Genomic DNA, 14,945 nt, shown 5'->3' with positions numbered 1-14,945 from the left:
TAAACGCTATGTTTACCTTTTTCAAAGTCGGATACAATGGCCTTCTTGAATGACTCACTGTAAACACGTCCCTTTTTGAACTTCCTTAAATTCGCTTTCACGATACATGTTGATTTTTGGTCAACCTATATCAGGGACGAACAAAAGGCTAATGGCTAAAGGCTAAAGGCAATCTTCGATTTTGGCACTCGTTTTGTATTAGTACCTGTATGAAGAAACTACTCCTCATATTACTCATCGTGCCGCTAGGCTCTAAACTGCAGAACACGCCGCCGCCGGCGTTTGAGCCCGAGCGTGAAGTGCGGGTCGATGCCGCCGGAATGCGCGTGATGCACAATGAGGCTTTTGAGATAGGGGAGTACCTTAAATACCGCATACATTACGGTTTAGTGAACGCGGGAATCGCGGAGCTGAGGGTGTTGAATGAGACCTGCGTTCACGGCCTGCCGGTGTATCACATCGTGGGTACGGGCGGGTCCGTAGGTATGTTCAACCTCTTTTACAAGGTCGACGATCGGTACGAAACCTACCTCGATCGATCCGCGCTGGTGCCGTGGAAATTCGTGCGCGACGTGAGCGAGGGCGGATTCGAGATCAACCGCGAGATCGATTTCGACCACTTCATCGATACCGCTTATAGCAGCAACGGCAAAAGCTATGCTGTGCCCGATAACGTGCAGGACTTACTCTCGGCCTTCTACTACAGCCGCACCTTCGATGTTGAGGACATCAAAGTGGGCGACGAGCTCGAGATCACGACTTTCCTCGACCACGAGGTGTTTCCTCTGCGATTGCGCTACTTGGGCGACGATGAGATCAAGACCAAGTTCGGCCATATCACTTGTATGAAGTTTCAGCCGATCGTTCAGGTCGGTCGGGTTTTTCGCGAAGCCGAGGGCATGTACCTCTGGGCTACGAAGGACAAAAACCACGTGCCTGTGCGCCTGCAAAGCGAGTTGTTGTTCGGTTCCATCAAGATGGACTTGATCGACTACGACAACGTGCGCTCACCGCTGCAATTCCACTGATTCCGAACTTATTAACGGCCAACCGTGCAAAAAGACCCCCACGGTTAAAACACGGCTAACGAAATCCCGTTATTTTTGCGCTATGATCGGTGCAAAACAGCTATTCGGGACCTTGGCTTCGGCCCTCTTTGTTCTATCATCATGCTCTTCGCCTCGCGGCGAGAAGGACGACACCGACGGATATTTGGCTGATTCGGCCTCCGTAGAAGTTCGCGAAGAATTCGGCATTCCGATCGATCAATACGTCATTGTAGAAGACGAAATCAAGAACGGTCAAAACCTCAGCGAGTTGCTGTTACCTTATGGGGTCGACTACGTCACCATCGATCGCATATCGCGGACTCCGCGTGAGATCTTCGATAGCCGCCGCATCCAGGCGGGCAAAAAATACAAGGTGTTCTGCACCGAAGACAGCTTACTTCGAGCGCAGTGCTTCGTTTACCAACCCACTCCGGCCGATTATATCGTGGTCGATCTGCGCGATTCATTGAACGTGTACCGCGGCCAAAAGGAGATCGAAATCCGCGAAAAACGAGCTGCCGGGGTGATCGAAAGTTCGCTCTGGAATGCCATGGTCGATAACCATATGAGTCCGGCCTTGGTGATGGAACTGAGTACTGTTTATGCCTGGACCATCGACTTCTTCCGAATTCAAAAGGGCGATAAGTTCAAGGTGATCTACGAAGAAAAATACGTCGATGGTGAGTTCCTCGGTGTGGGTCGCGTAAAGGCCGTGGAATTCGTTCACATGGACGAGGAGTATCCGGCCTATTACTTTGAGGAAGAAGAGGGCTTTGGCGATTACTTCGACGACGGTGGCGATAACCTGCGCCGCGTATTCTTGATGGCGCCGGTGGAGTACAGCCGCATCAGCAGCCGATATACCAAGCGCCGTTTTCACCCGGTGCAAAAGCGCTGGAAAGCGCATTTAGGAACCGACTATGCTGCGCCGCACGGCACACCGATCTATTCAACGGCCGACGGTGTGGTCACGCACCGAGCTTATACACGAGGAAATGGGAATTACGTCAAGATCCGCCATAACAGTACTTATACGACTCAGTATTTGCACATGAGTAAGTTCGCTTCGAACGTGAAGGTCGGAACGCGGGTTCGACAAGGGCAAACCATTGGTTACGTAGGGTCCACTGGACTGGCGACGGGTCCGCACGTGTGTTATCGCTTTTGGAAGAACGGAGTTCAAGTAAATGCCTTCAATGAAGACCTCCCGCCCTCAGAGCCGATCAAAGATGAGAATCGCCCCGCCTTTGAGAAAGTGCGGGATGAGCGAAAAAAACAACTCCGGAATATTGAATATCCCGGAGTTGTTGAACTTGCTTCTACCGACGCAAAGCAGGTAGCTCAGTCTAGTCTGCAATAACGATCGAAGTTACCTTTTCGCCGTTTTCACCTCGGAGTACCAATTGATAGTTTCCGGCCGCTAGCGCCGAAACGTCGAATTTCAGTTTGTTTTGACCGGGGACGCCTAGGTACGATTCGCTAAGTGCGATCTGCCCGGAGTTACTGATCAGCAATACCTCAAAATCTTCACTTTTTTGGGCATTCCACTGAATGGTGAGCGCATCGCTTGTCGGTTGCGGAAATGAGCGGAAGTCGAACATCTGAAGGGCTTCCCATGAAACATCGTCCACCACGTATTCCGCATCGAGGACTACGGTAGGGTTATTGGGATCGTAGCCGTTTAGCGTGTCCGTTGCGTTGTTACCCGGATCGAGCCAATCGCGCAATCGGCTCGATGCGCTGGCCCCGTCCCAACTAACGTCGAAGCGACCGTAGTAGTCGTCGATGTTGTTGGAGCAGCTGGCTGTTCCTCCGTAGAGTTGACCGATAATGCGGTGGTTTTGATCGAAGAGGGGAGAGCCTGAGCTACCGCCTTCAGTGGTTCCATCTTCCCAGTCGAGGATATGCCAGCATTGGGCTCCGCCCCAGGTCGCTTGGGCTGCCGGATCATCGTCGAAGCTGATTTTCTTGATGTCGCCGCTCGGATGGTGAATGGCAACTTGCTCGGTCGGGAAGTTTCCGCTCTTGTCCCAACCGGCATAGTATACGTTGTATGAAGCCGGAGGCATGCTTGAAAGCTCGAGCAGTGCGAAGTTGGATCCCCCATTACTTGCGCGCAGTACCGCTCCTGAAACGGTTTGCATATTGGTCGGATTCGCATTCGTGCACGTGGGGGCTTCCCAATTGAAGCGGAATACCCAGTTCGCTATGTTTCCGCCGAGACAGTGGTCTGCGGTAAGAAAATACGGAGTACCGTCATTGGCCGTATTATTGACCATGGCTCCATTGCATAAGCCGCCGCCACCTACGAGAATAATGGCGACCGATCGTTTTTGAACCGACCATGGCACACCTACAGGGCAATTGACGTTGTTGTTACAGGCTCCGGAGTCACCGTATCCTTTGAATTTATCGAGTCCTCATATACCCATAGGTAATGCGCCCTACTCGGAGTCCTTGAATTCCCGTGGCCGGACCGGGGTAGAAGTATTCTACGATGAGGGAATCGCCTTCAACGATGTCGATGGCGAGCTCCCCATGAGCCTTGTTGTTCCCATGAGTAAACGCTCCGCGCACAATTTTTTGATCGGGTGTGTACAGAAAAACTCTTGCACCAACGGGCAGATCGTATTCGCTGAACAACAGGTTGATAGATGTAGCTCCTTGGGCAGAGATACCCAAACGCCAAACGGATCCGCCCGCGACTTGGGTGATGGTTCCGCTGTTATAGGGACCGTGATCCACAGTATTATTTATACCGAATCTCCAAGGCTGAGCCTTGTTGAGATCGTTCACGGCATCCTCTGTCGCAAGTTGATTCAGATCGGGAGGCGGAATGCTCACGTAATTGACCGAGCCCCATTTTGGGCCATGTGCAATGGGAGAACCTGAATGGGCTATTTGAGCCCATCCCATGGATGACAAAAGCATTACTGCTCCGAGTAAGAGGGAACGCATAAGCGTGTAGTTTGGTTAACGTTCCCTAAAACTATGAGATTAAGTTGTTCAGCTTTCGCTCCAATCGAGCAGCTCGTCCATTGTATTTCGGCTCACTGAATGATAATTCGGTCGGGCCTTGGTGTAAATCGCGCGAGCCCGCTCCTTAGAGGGATCGGCTTCGATGAGTGCTTTATACGTAGGCGTTAGGAATTTTCGGCGACCTACTTCGATCAAGAACCGCTCGACTCGCTCGTCGGCGGCAGCGTAGTTATTCGGAATGGTCTTTTGGAACCAAGCGGCGAGGATCTCGTTGTTTCCGGAAGCGGTAAACCCGAAGGTGCTGTCGAGGTCGGCCAATTGTTCTTGGTTCATTTTAGCCGGAAGGTTGCGAATGAATCGCAGCCATTCATGCGTGGTCCAGCCGTCGGTACCTAACGTTTCGGCGCGGGTGCCATAGGTGAAAGCATCGATTTGGGCATCCACGGCCTCGAAGTTGGCCGATACGTATTCAGGCGCATTATCGGGCAGTCCCGGACCGTAGATCCAGTCTTCGATCCGCACTTCGTTGCGGAGTTCTTCTGTGGTCAATAGTTCGCTATTCACCTCTTCGATGAATCGCTCGGTATCCATCACCTGGAATTTGTGGCGTTCGAAGTACGACTTCAAGAATTCGTCGAAGGCTTCGCGGCCAACGGCGTTTTCGATGGTCTTGAGCAGGAAGTTTCCTTTTTCGTAGGCGATGTCGCTCATTCCCTCGTCCGGATCGCGACCGGCCAGGTCGAGTTTGAGGTGCGAATCTTTGCTGGTGCCCATTTCTTCGACCGTTCCTTCGAGATCCTGACGGCCCAAAGAGATCAACATTTCGGCGTAGTCGCGGCCGCGAACGGCTTCCATGATGCGCTGCTCAAAGTATACCGTAAATCCTTCGTTCAGCCAGAAGTCGTTCCAAGTGGCATTGGTAACGAGGTTTCCGCTCCAGCTGTGTGCAAGTTCGTGCGCAATAAGTGCGGTAAGGCTGCGGTCTCCGGCCAAAATAGTAGGTGTGGCAAAGGTGAGGCGCGGGTTCTCCATTCCACCAAAGGGGAACGAAGGTGGCAGAACGATCACATCGTATCGCTCCCAGGCGTATGGGCCGTAAAGCTCCTCGGCGGCCACTAACATATCTTCCATACGTCCGAACTCCCAAGCCGAAGTATCGACCAGTGATGGTTCGGCGTACACACCTGTGCGTTCGCCGACGGGTTTGAACACGATATCACCCACCGACATGGCCATGAGGTAGGCTGGAATAGGCTGGTCCATGGTAAAGTTGTAGGTGCCCGATTCGCTCTTTTCGGTCGGATTAGTAGCGCTCATTAGGGCGAGCATATCGGACGGAACGGCCACTTCGGCCGTGTACGTGTAGCGGATTCCCGGGCTGTCTTGTACTGGGATCCAGGTACGGGCCAAGATGGCTTGGCTTTGAGTGAATAAGAAGGGTAGATTTTTGCCTGCTGTTTGCTCCGGATCGAGCCATTGCAGTGCACGGGCTCCCGGGCTTGTAGTGTACGATACGTTCACTTTTTCCGTACCCTTTGTAATTCCGATGCTCAATGAAGAGCCGAGAATTTCGTCCATTTCACCGAGCTCCCAAACGAGGTCATTCCCGTCCTGATCGGTTACCCCATGAATATCGAGATCGTAGGTATCGAGGATCAGCTCCACCGCGTCCGATTTTTTCTGCAAATCGTAAGTCGCTGTTGCTTCAATGACCTCTTTATCAAAATTCACCGAAGCCACCCAATGTAGGTGAGTGATGCGTGCTTCATTTGGACGCGCATGGCTGTGTGGATCCACGGGTAGTTCCATCATATCGTTGTCACTGGTTTGTTCGTTTTCCTGTGGAGTTGGGGCGGTGCACGCTACGAGCCATCCGCCCGCGAGGGCGATAAGAAGATTTCTTAACATAGTTCGAAATTGAGGTCGATCTTTATTACGAACGCTAAAAGTACTAAATTGAGGGCAACCTGATTGCTTATGAATTTCATTGTACGCCTTGTAATTTCTGCTGTTGCGGTAATCATGACCAGCTACCTTCTGGAGCCGCACGTTGCAGTAGATTCTTTCTTTAGCGCCCTAGTGGTGGCCGCTTTTCTCGCACTTTTAAATGTAACGATAAAACCGCTGCTAATTTTGTTCACGATTCCGATCACGTTGATGACCCTTGGGTTGTTTTTACTCGTGATCAACGCCTTGGTCATCGGGCTGGTGGACAGTGTGGTTTCGGGCTTTACGGTAAATGGGTTTTGGTGGGCACTGCTCTTTAGTCTTATCTTGAGTGCCATCACCAGTATTCTTGAAGGGATTTCCGGTTTTCGGAAAGAAGAACCGACGAATCGACATTATTGAGTTCTAAGTTTGCTATGAACCATGAACTGTGGACCGTGAACGACTAGCTGTGGATTTGTGAACTACGCGGCTCTGTTCAGCAACTTTGTCATACTTGCGCGTAGCGCAAATGTATTTTACGGAGCAAAATTAACTCGCCCAAAGAATTGACTCGCGAAGCGAATAGCATGTCCCGGTGCGCAGCACCGATTTCCTCGCTCGAAGAGTGAATACCCTCGCGGAGCGAATGTCCTTGCGGAGCAAATATCCTCGCCAAGCGAATAGTGCCCTCGCTCGCAGAGCGAATACCCTTGCGGAGCGAATAAAGTTACATACCTCGTTCTTTCGAAAGAGCTTCGTAGGCCGTTTGGACCTGTTGGAATTTATCTTTGGCGCCATCGTGCAGTTGTTCATCGAGGTGCTGCAACTTATCGGGATGGTACTTCATGGCCATTTTGCGGTACGCTTTTTTAATGTCTTCGTTGCTGGCTGTGGGTTCGATCTCGAGAATCTTGTACCACTTGTCGGCTTCTTCATAGAACATGGCTTTGATCGAAGCCAAGTCGCGTCCGTGGATGTTGAGATAATGGCCGATCTTTTCGATCTCTTGTACTTCAGCGTCGGTCACTTGCCCGTCGGCCTTGGCGATACCATACAGGTAGTGAATAAGCTGAAGTCGAGAGGGGTGATCCATATGATGCTGGATCTGCATGGCCACTTGTCGCGTGCTTACATCTCCTTTGTCGATTACGTTCTTGAAGAGTTTAAAACTCTGATTAGCGCGTTGCGTGCCAAACATGCCAACGAATTGTTGGCGTACGTAGTCGAGCTCCTTTTGATCGACCTTTCCATCTGCTTTGATGACAATTGCCGAGAGGATGAGTAGGCTCACCTCGAAGTCACCCGACTGGGTACCGCGTTGTCCGGAGTTCACCCGCGCGCGGTAGTACTCCTCGGCCTGACCTTGATTATCGAAGTAATTGCCGATCGCGAATCCGAGAATGGCGCCTATAGGTCCGCCGAGTACCCAACCGAGTCCTCCGCCGATCCACTTACTGAATTTTCCCATGTTCCAATTTTCTTAGGATGTGACCGATACCTGCAAGTACTGCGCCAATGCTCTGTACAGGTCGGTTTGTCGTGCCCGCTTCATCAGAAACTCGTTCATACCGATGGCGCGGGCCTGTTTTTGGCACTCTTCGAAAACGTCGGCAGAAAAGGCGATGATCGGGGTCCTTTGGTTGAGACTTTCGGCACTGCGGCGAATGGCGTGGGCCGATTCGAACCCATTCATTTCTGGCATTTGCAGGTCCATGAAGATAATATCGAACTTTCGATGGCTGGCTTTCTGAAATCCGACCTTTCCGTTCTCCGCTATGTCAAGATGGCACTTCGTCTTTGAAATGAGCTGTTTGAAAACGAGTTGGTTCATGGCATCGTCTTCTACCAGCAAGACGGTTCCTGAAAGACTTATGGGGTCGATTTCGCCGACCCTCTGTTGACCTCCCTTGGTGCGCTCTAGTTCCAAGTCAAAACTGAAGGTGCTTCCCTCACCGGGCTTCGATACTAAGTCGATGGATTCGCCCATGGCCTTTACGATTCGGTCCGAAATGGTAAGTCCGAGGCAAGTACCGCCGTATTCGAGATGGATCTCATCGGAACCTTGGGCGAACTCCTGAAATATCTCTTTGTGCTGATCTTCGGGGATGCCGATTCCCGTGTCACTTACGCTGAACCGGATGTGATCGAGTTGTTCATCGTGCCGCAGGCACTCCGCCTTTAAAGTAACCTTGCCCTCTTTGCAGAACTTGTGGGCATTGCCGACCAGATTCACCAGGACCTCGTTCAACTTGGCGGAATCGGCCATATACCAAGAATGAAGCTCCGGATCGATCTGCACGAGCCACTCGTTGCCTTGAGCCGCGGCCCGATGCGCCGTCGTTTGATGAATGTTGTCCATCAACCGCGAGAGGTTGAACGGTTTGCTGACAAGCCGGTATTCTTTCGACTCCATCCGCAAGAATTCCAGCACTTCGTTAATGAGGGACAGCAAGTGCTCGGCACTTTGAGCAATGGCGTTGGCGTTTTTCTGAATCTCGGGCGGCATGTCCGGCTAATGGAGGATGACATCCGTGAGGCCTACGATCGCGTTCATGGGCGTTCGAATTTCATGCGACATCCTACTCAGGAATTGTCCTTTGGCGAGCACGCTGCTTTCGGCCTTTTTCAAGGCCTTCTCGAGGGCGTCGTTCTGCTTTTGGATCTCTTTCTTCTGTTGTTCGATGAGATCGTTGACCTTTTTCAGGTTCCTATTTTTTCGGTACACAATGGCGCCAAAGGTCATGACTATTAACAGCAACAGGACCACGGAAGCGGCGATCAAGGTGATGCGCTCCCTTTTTCCCATCTCCGAGGCGAGTTCTTTTTGCTGAACTATTTGATTGAGCTTTGCTTCGGCTTCGGCCAACTCAACAGCTGCTGTACGGCTTTCGACCTGATCGAGGGCATGATCGAGCTTTTCGAGGTAATTCAGCGCTTTTTCGAAATCGCCGATCTTGCGGTAGTGGTTGTATAACGCGTCGTATACCTTGGGCAATATAGTTTGGTAGTTGATGCGGTTGGCCACTTCCGGTATCGCCAAGAGGGTTGTTTCGAAGGCGTGGTAGTCTTCCTGAAGCTTCTGAACTTCGGCAATGGAGAGTAAAAAATCCGCCTCTCTCATATATACCCGTTCTTCTCTAGCTAGGTGAAGCCCTTCGCTGTATGCGCTGAGGGCTCCTTCGTACTCACCCGAAAGCTGGTGCGCGCGACCGAGACGCTCGTACGTATTCATGGAGCCGTAGACGGATTTCAACGACGCATAATTGGTCAAAGACTTGTTGAGATAAAACAAGGCCGAATCGCGCTTGCCAAGAAGGGCGTAGACTTGTCCAATATGTCCTTATGAATGGGAGATTCCATCCCGGCTACCCGTAGTAGGCTTGCGAATGGCCAGACTTTCGAAATAGTAGACCAAGGCTTCTCGATAGGCTCCTTGTGCTGCTTTGATCATTCCCAGATTATTGAGTCCGACCGTTTCAATATGCGGGAATTCGATATCTCTTGAAATAGAAATGGCCTTATCGTACAACTCTTTGGCTCGTTCCCAATTTTGCTGGTCGAAATAGAGGTTTCCGAGTTGAATGCGTGCATAGCCTTCTGCAATTGCATCTTCGAGTTCTATTGCAAACTTGATACAATAGAGTTGATGCTCAATGGCCTTGGAGTACATGCCCGGATCGCGATACGATCCGGCGACCTGGGAGTGAATATGCTGAAGGTGGAACGGGTCGTTCGTTACGCTGAGGAGCCTCAAACACAGGCGGATGTTGTAATGTGGACCCTTTGAATAATAGTAAACTTGATTCTCTTGGTACAACTCAATATCGTCAATCGTGAGCCGGTCTTTTTCAAGTAGATCGATCGGCTTCGAATTCTTTAGCGACGATTTCTGTCGATTGCTTTGTCCCGTTGAGGACACGACCATCATCAACGCAAAGGCGAGTGTAAATAACTTCCTCAGCATGTTCCAATTTAGAAAATCCTATCGACCAATCACTGCTTTCTCGTAAACACCGGCCTATTCGGTGCACTAAGCTCAGGATTAAACGAATAGCCCTCCTCTTCGAAGTTTTGAAGACCGTCGAAACTATCGATGCGTTGGGTCACAAGGTACTTTGCCATCATTCCCCGGGCTTTTTTAGCAAAAAAACTGAGCACCTTGAACTGCCCATTCTTCCAGTCTTTGAACTCCGGAGTAATGACCTCTGCATCGAGCACTTTTTGATCTACCGCTTTCCAGTATTCTCCACTAGCCAGATTCACAACCACCTTGCCCTGTTGCTCCGAAAGGTCTTCATTTAAAAGCTCGGCGATCTTGGTTCCCCAGTATTCGTATAGGTTGTTGGGGCGCCCGACCTTCAATTTAGTCCCCATTTCAAGTCGATAGGGCATCATGTCGTCTAGAGGCCTCAGCACCCCGTACAATCCACTCAAAATGCGCAAATGATCTTGTGCATACAGCACATCCTCTTCCTCAAAGTGATCGTGCAAACCCAGTCCGAGGTACACATCCCCTTTGAACGCAAAAAGAGCCGGTCGCGCTTGGCTTTCATCGAAAGGGTAACGCCACTCCTGATAACGCTCGTAGTTGAGTGCTGCCAGATCCTTCGATAAGCTCATGAGCTTACGTAGTTGTCCGGCCGATTTCTTCTTGAGTCGCTCGGCGAGTACGGTCGCTTCATCGGTCAACCTGGGCTGCGTCCGAACGTCCGTCCATACCGGGGTGTCGTAATCGAGGGTCTTTGCCGGGGATAAAAGGATCAACATAGATTTTATTTTTTGTGCCTACGGCACGATGCTATTCATCCGAGAACTGCACCAACAGGCGGCGGTAGGCGGAGAACAATTTCGATTTACTGATAAAGCCTACGTATAGCCCGTTGTTCAAAACCGGCAAGTTCCAGGCTCCGGTCGATTTAAACTTGTCCATGACCTTTTGCATGGGTTCGTCGTAGTCGATGAACGCCGGTGCCTGATGCATCAACTCCGATACCTTGACTTGATCGTACATCTCGCGATCGAACATCACGTGCCGAATATCGTCGAGTAGCAAGACCCCTAAGAGCTCGCCATCGTCATTCAACACGGGAAAAATATTGCGTCGGCTTTGAGCTACGACCTTAACCAGCTGGCCGAGGGTATCATTCGGCTTAATACTTTTGAAATCCGTTTCGAGCACCTTCGCCATTCGCAGCCGACTCAATACTAACTTGTCTTTGTTGTGCGTCAAGAGTTCACCTCGCTGAGCCAATTGCTGCGTGTAGATCGAGTGGGGTGAGAAGGCCTTGGTCAAGGTAAAACTCAAGGTCGCGACGATCATCAAGGGTACAAAGAGCTGATAACCACCCGTGAGTTCGGCGATCAAAAAGATCGCGGTCATTGGAGCGTGCAGCACCCCGGCCATGAGTCCGGCCATGCCCACTAGAGTAAAATGTACCATCGAGATCTCCGCTCCGAAAGAGCGTGCAATTCGAGCAAACAAATACCCCATGGTGCTTCCCATGAACAAGGTCGGCGAAAAGATCCCTCCAACACCTCCGGCATTCCAGGTCACCGAGGTTGCGACGATCTTAAGCGCCATCACCAAAAAGAGCATGATGGCGATAGCGTCACTTTCCTCAACGAACCAATAGAACAAGCTATCCCTGAAGAGCAACGCCTCTTGTCCGGCCAAAAGTCCATTGATCACATCAAAACCCTCACCGTACAAGCTGGGGAATACGAAAACCAGCACACCCAATAATAAGCCGCCAATGGCCAATTTTGTCCAGTCATTCTTGATACTTCCAAAACGCGACTGCGTCGCAAAAAAAACCTTCTCTATATAGATCGATACTACGGTACTCACTACAGCTAAAAGAATGTAGTAGGGGATGTGCCCGAACTGGAACGATTCGGTGACGCGAGTCGGAATAATGTAGTCATCGCCAGTGAACAAATAACTCGTCAGCACGGCGAGTACTGAGGAGATCAAAAGGGGGACGAGCGAACTGAAGGTAAGATCGAGCATGAATACCTCGATCGCAAATACTACTGCAGCAATAGGAGCCTTAAAGATCGCGGCCATTGTTCCGGCGGCGGCGCAACCGATAAGTAAAATGCGGTGGCGGTAATTTAAGTGCATCAGCTGCCCAAAGTTCGATCCCAATGCGGCACCGGTACTAACGGTCGGACCTTCAAGTCCGACGCTACCACCGAATCCGACCGTGATCGAACTCGCAACCAAAGAAGCGAACATCTGGTAGCGCTTCATGATTCCGTTCTTCTTGCTAATGGTGTGCAGTACGGTCGGAATCCCATGACTGACGGGATTTCGAACGATGTACTTGATGAATAAGAAAGACAGCAACAAGCCCAAGGCCGGAAAAACGAAGTAAGCCCCTAGGTAGTAATCGCGTATGATCCCCTGGGTTACCACTTTTTCAATGAAGTGCGCCGATGTCTTGATCGTTACCGCAGCAACCCCCGAAAGGATTCCAACCACGGCACTAGCGATCATGATGAACTGTCTATGAGGAATATGGCGTACCCGCCAAATCAGGAAACGACCGAGTATGCTCGTTTTCCCGGTTGGCATATCAGTCGATTACCACATTCAAGTGAAGCTCGTTCAATTGAGCGTCGTCCAGCGCAGCCGGTGCATCGATCATAACATCGCGACCCGAGTTATTCTTCGGGAAGGCGATGAAGTCGCGAATACTTTCCGATCCCCCAAACAGCGCCACCAAACGGTCGAATCCAAAGGCGATTCCGCCGTGAGGAGGCGCTCCGTATTCAAAGGCATTCATCAAAAAGCCAAACTGTTTCTGAGCTTCTTCTTCGCTGAAGCCCAGTAGGTCGAACATGCGCTTCTGAAGCCCGCGGTCGTGAATACGAATACTTCCACCGCCGATCTCGTTACCGTTCAGGGTAAGGTCATATGCATTCGCACGTACCGCTCCCGGATCCGTTTCAATGAGCTCAATGTCCTCCGGCTTGGGCGAGGTGAACGGATGGTGCATTGCGTGGTAGCGTTCTGTTTCTTCATCCCATTCGAGCAGCGGAAAATCCGTCACCCACAGCGGCTGAAAATGATCAGCCTTGCGCAAGCCCAAACGCTCCGCCATTTCGAGGCGCAGTTCGTTCAGTGCCTTTCGGGTCTTATTCGCATCTCCGGCGAGGATCAAAATAAGGTCGCCCTCGCGGGCGGATGTGCGACTTGCCCACTCCGCTAGATCTTCTTGACTAAAGAATTTATCTACCGACGATTTGTACGAACCTTCTGCATTGCATTTCACATACACGAGCCCTTTCATTCCGATCTGTGGTCGCTTTACCCAGTCGGTCAAGGCGTCGATCTCCTTACGGCTGTATTCAACAGCTCCCGGAACTGCGATACCTACCACCAATTCCTGGCTGTCGAATACGCCAAATCCTTTTCCTTGAGCTAGGTCGTTGAGTTCTCCGAATTCCATACCGAAACGGATGTCCGGCTTATCGGATCCATAGCGCTTGTTCGCTTCATCGTAGTTCATTCGAGGCACTTCCTCGATCTCGACATCGAGCACGGCTTTAAACAAGTGTCGCACCAATCCTTCGAATTCGTTCAGAATATCTTCTTGCTCTACGAAGGCCATTTCGCAGTCTATCTGGGTGAATTCGGGCTGACGATCGGCTCTCAAGTCCTCATCGCGAAAGCACTTCACGATTTGGTAGTAGCGATCCATCCCGGCCACCATCAACAACTGCTTAAAGGTTTGCGGTGATTGCGGTAAGGCGTAGAACTGACCTTCGTTCATTCGCGATGGCACAACGAAGTCGCGAGCTCCTTCAGGGGTCGATTTAATGAGGTAAGGCGTTTCAACCTCTACGAAGTTTTGTCGGTCTAGGTAGTTTCTCGTTTCAATGGCCATGCGGTGACGCAGTAATAAGTTGTTGCGCACCGGAGCTCTACGAATATCGAGGTAGCGGTATTTCATGCGGAGTTCATCACCGCCATCCGTATCGTTCTCAATAGTGAAGGGAGGAATCTTTGCGCCGTTCAAGACTTTGAGGTCAGAAACTTTGATCTCGACATCTCCCGTGGCCATATTGGCATTCTTACTCGAACGCTCGATGACCTCTCCCGTCACTTGTACCACATACTCGCGCTGTAGCTTTCGAGCCGCAGCCAACAAGGCATCGTCGGTATCTTCGTTAAAAGCTAGCTGGGTAATGCCGTAGCGGTCGCGCAGGTCGATGAAGGTCATTCCACCCAAGTCGCGCGACTTCTGGATCCAGCCACTCAAGGTTACCGTTTGGCCAATATGTTCGGCCCGGAGGGCCCCGCAAGTATGCGTTCTGTACATGGTTTCACTACTTTAGAAGCCGCAAAATTACAAAACGACCAAGGGTTTCCCCATGCTCAGCGTATTTTCAGACGAACATTTTATGAAGGAGGCGCTCAAAGAAGCGCAAAAGGCCTATGAACGCGACGAAGTGCCGGTTGGTGCGGTTGTCGTTGTCAATCAACGGATAATCGCCCGGGCGCACAACCTCACCGAAACGCTGAACGATGTTACCGCCCATGCCGAAATGCAGGCCATTACCAGCGCGGCCGATTACCTGGGCGGAAAATACCTGAATGAATGTACGCTCTACGTCACTTTGGAACCCTGTGTCATGTGTGCGGGAGCACTCTTTTGGTCTCAGGTTGGAAAAGTGGTTTTTGGAGCCTTCGACGAAAAGCGAGGCTACCAAGGCGAAGGGGCTCGACTTCATCCAAAAACCGAATTGGTCGGTGGTATCCTGGCAGAAGAGTGCGGAGGGCTCTTAACGGAGTTCTTTCGGGCAAAGAGAATCTAGATGGTTCTTAGGCCTTGGTTTGCTGTTGGCCATTAGCCATTAGCCATTAGCGTTGTTCGTTTGGAAGTAACTATTGAAGATCCGAAATTGAGTCTGTTCAGAAAAGTGTGTCACTTAACTTAGTGATATGAAAAAGCAAGAAATATCGAAAGCCGGCTTACAAGA

Annotated in this window: 14 protein-coding genes; 4 read left to right on the top strand and 10 right to left on the bottom strand. The window is 51.0% G+C overall.

What is annotated here, in order from left to right; all coding sequences use genetic code 11:
- Nucleotides 1-209 precede the first annotated feature (209 nt).
- Both J4F31_09600 and J4F31_09595 read left to right on the top strand, forming a co-directional pair.
- Entirely contained in the window at nt 210-1,028 is an 819-nt protein-coding gene (locus tag J4F31_09600; GenBank protein MCE2496812.1) for a DUF3108 domain-containing protein, read from the top strand.
- A gap of 571 nt (nt 1,029-1,599) precedes the next feature.
- Nucleotides 1,600-2,409 carry a M23 family metallopeptidase gene (locus tag J4F31_09595; protein ID MCE2496811.1) on the top strand — a complete coding sequence of 270 codons (810 nt, stop codon included), beginning with the start codon at nt 1,600-1,602 and terminating at the stop codon, nt 2,407-2,409.
- On the opposite strand, the gene J4F31_09590 is transcribed toward J4F31_09595, so the two are convergent.
- From J4F31_09590 to J4F31_09580, 3 genes are read right to left on the bottom strand one after another with little or no spacing between them, the layout of a single operon-like run.
- A complete protein-coding gene (locus J4F31_09590) occupies nt 2,396-3,400 on the bottom strand; it encodes a trypsin-like peptidase domain-containing protein (GenBank protein MCE2496810.1) in 1,005 nt (334 codons plus the stop codon). The genes J4F31_09595 and J4F31_09590 overlap by 14 nt on opposite strands.
- Before the next feature lie 58 nt (nt 3,401-3,458).
- Complete coding sequence (locus J4F31_09585; GenBank protein ID MCE2496809.1) at nt 3,459-4,007, bottom strand: hypothetical protein; 549 nt, start codon at nt 4,005-4,007, stop codon at nt 3,459-3,461.
- A gap of 48 nt (nt 4,008-4,055) precedes the next feature.
- On the bottom strand, nt 4,056-5,936 hold the full coding sequence (locus J4F31_09580) for a M1 family metallopeptidase (protein MCE2496808.1): 1,881 nt from the start codon (nt 5,934-5,936) through the stop codon (nt 4,056-4,058).
- Between the two features lie 69 nt (nt 5,937-6,005).
- Here J4F31_09580 and J4F31_09575 point away from each other — a divergent pair, with 69 nt between their 5' ends.
- Nucleotides 6,006-6,377 carry a phage holin family protein gene (locus J4F31_09575; protein ID MCE2496807.1) on the top strand — a complete coding sequence of 124 codons (372 nt, stop codon included), beginning with the start codon at nt 6,006-6,008 and terminating at the stop codon, nt 6,375-6,377.
- A 307-nt stretch (nt 6,378-6,684) separates the two neighbouring features.
- Here the strand turns inward: J4F31_09575 and J4F31_09570 are convergent, their stop codons facing one another.
- The 7 genes from J4F31_09570 to aspS all read right to left on the bottom strand — a co-directional run bounded on the left by J4F31_09570 (nt 6,685) and on the right by aspS (nt 14,284).
- On the bottom strand, nt 6,685-7,425 hold the full coding sequence (locus tag J4F31_09570; protein MCE2496806.1) for a TerB family tellurite resistance protein: 741 nt from the start codon (nt 7,423-7,425) through the stop codon (nt 6,685-6,687).
- 12 nt (nt 7,426-7,437) lie between these two features.
- Entirely contained in the window at nt 7,438-8,463 is a 1,026-nt protein-coding gene (locus J4F31_09565) for a response regulator (GenBank protein ID MCE2496805.1), read from the bottom strand.
- A gap of 6 nt (nt 8,464-8,469) precedes the next feature.
- Nucleotides 8,470-9,210 (bottom strand): hypothetical protein, encoded by a 741-nt coding sequence (locus tag J4F31_09560; protein ID MCE2496804.1) that lies wholly within the window; start codon nt 9,208-9,210, stop codon nt 8,470-8,472.
- Nucleotides 9,211-9,297: 87 nt separating this feature from the next.
- The gene (locus tag J4F31_09555) at nt 9,298-9,921 is read right to left on the bottom strand and encodes a tetratricopeptide repeat protein (GenBank protein ID MCE2496803.1); all 624 of its coding nucleotides are present in this window, start codon (nt 9,919-9,921) and stop codon (nt 9,298-9,300) included.
- A gap of 29 nt (nt 9,922-9,950) precedes the next feature.
- Nucleotides 9,951-10,724 (bottom strand): peroxide stress protein YaaA, encoded by a 774-nt coding sequence (gene yaaA, locus J4F31_09550; GenBank protein MCE2496802.1) that lies wholly within the window; start codon nt 10,722-10,724, stop codon nt 9,951-9,953.
- Nucleotides 10,725-10,755: 31 nt separating this feature from the next.
- Complete coding sequence (locus J4F31_09545) at nt 10,756-12,534, bottom strand: chloride channel protein (GenBank protein ID MCE2496801.1); 1,779 nt, start codon at nt 12,532-12,534, stop codon at nt 10,756-10,758.
- 1 nt (nt 12,535) lies between these two features.
- On the bottom strand, nt 12,536-14,284 hold the full coding sequence (aspS, locus tag J4F31_09540; GenBank protein MCE2496800.1) for an aspartate--tRNA ligase: 1,749 nt from the start codon (nt 14,282-14,284) through the stop codon (nt 12,536-12,538).
- 52 nt (nt 14,285-14,336) lie between these two features.
- Here aspS and J4F31_09535 point away from each other — a divergent pair, with 52 nt between their 5' ends.
- Entirely contained in the window at nt 14,337-14,780 is a 444-nt protein-coding gene (locus tag J4F31_09535; protein ID MCE2496799.1) for a nucleoside deaminase, read from the top strand.
- Nucleotides 14,781-14,945 lie beyond the last annotated feature (165 nt).

This window comes from Flavobacteriales bacterium (assembly GCA_021296215.1).
Lineage (GTDB): Bacteria > Bacteroidota > Bacteroidia > Flavobacteriales > ECT2AJA-044 > ECT2AJA-044.
This window is presented reverse-complemented; position numbering and strand designations above follow the sequence as displayed.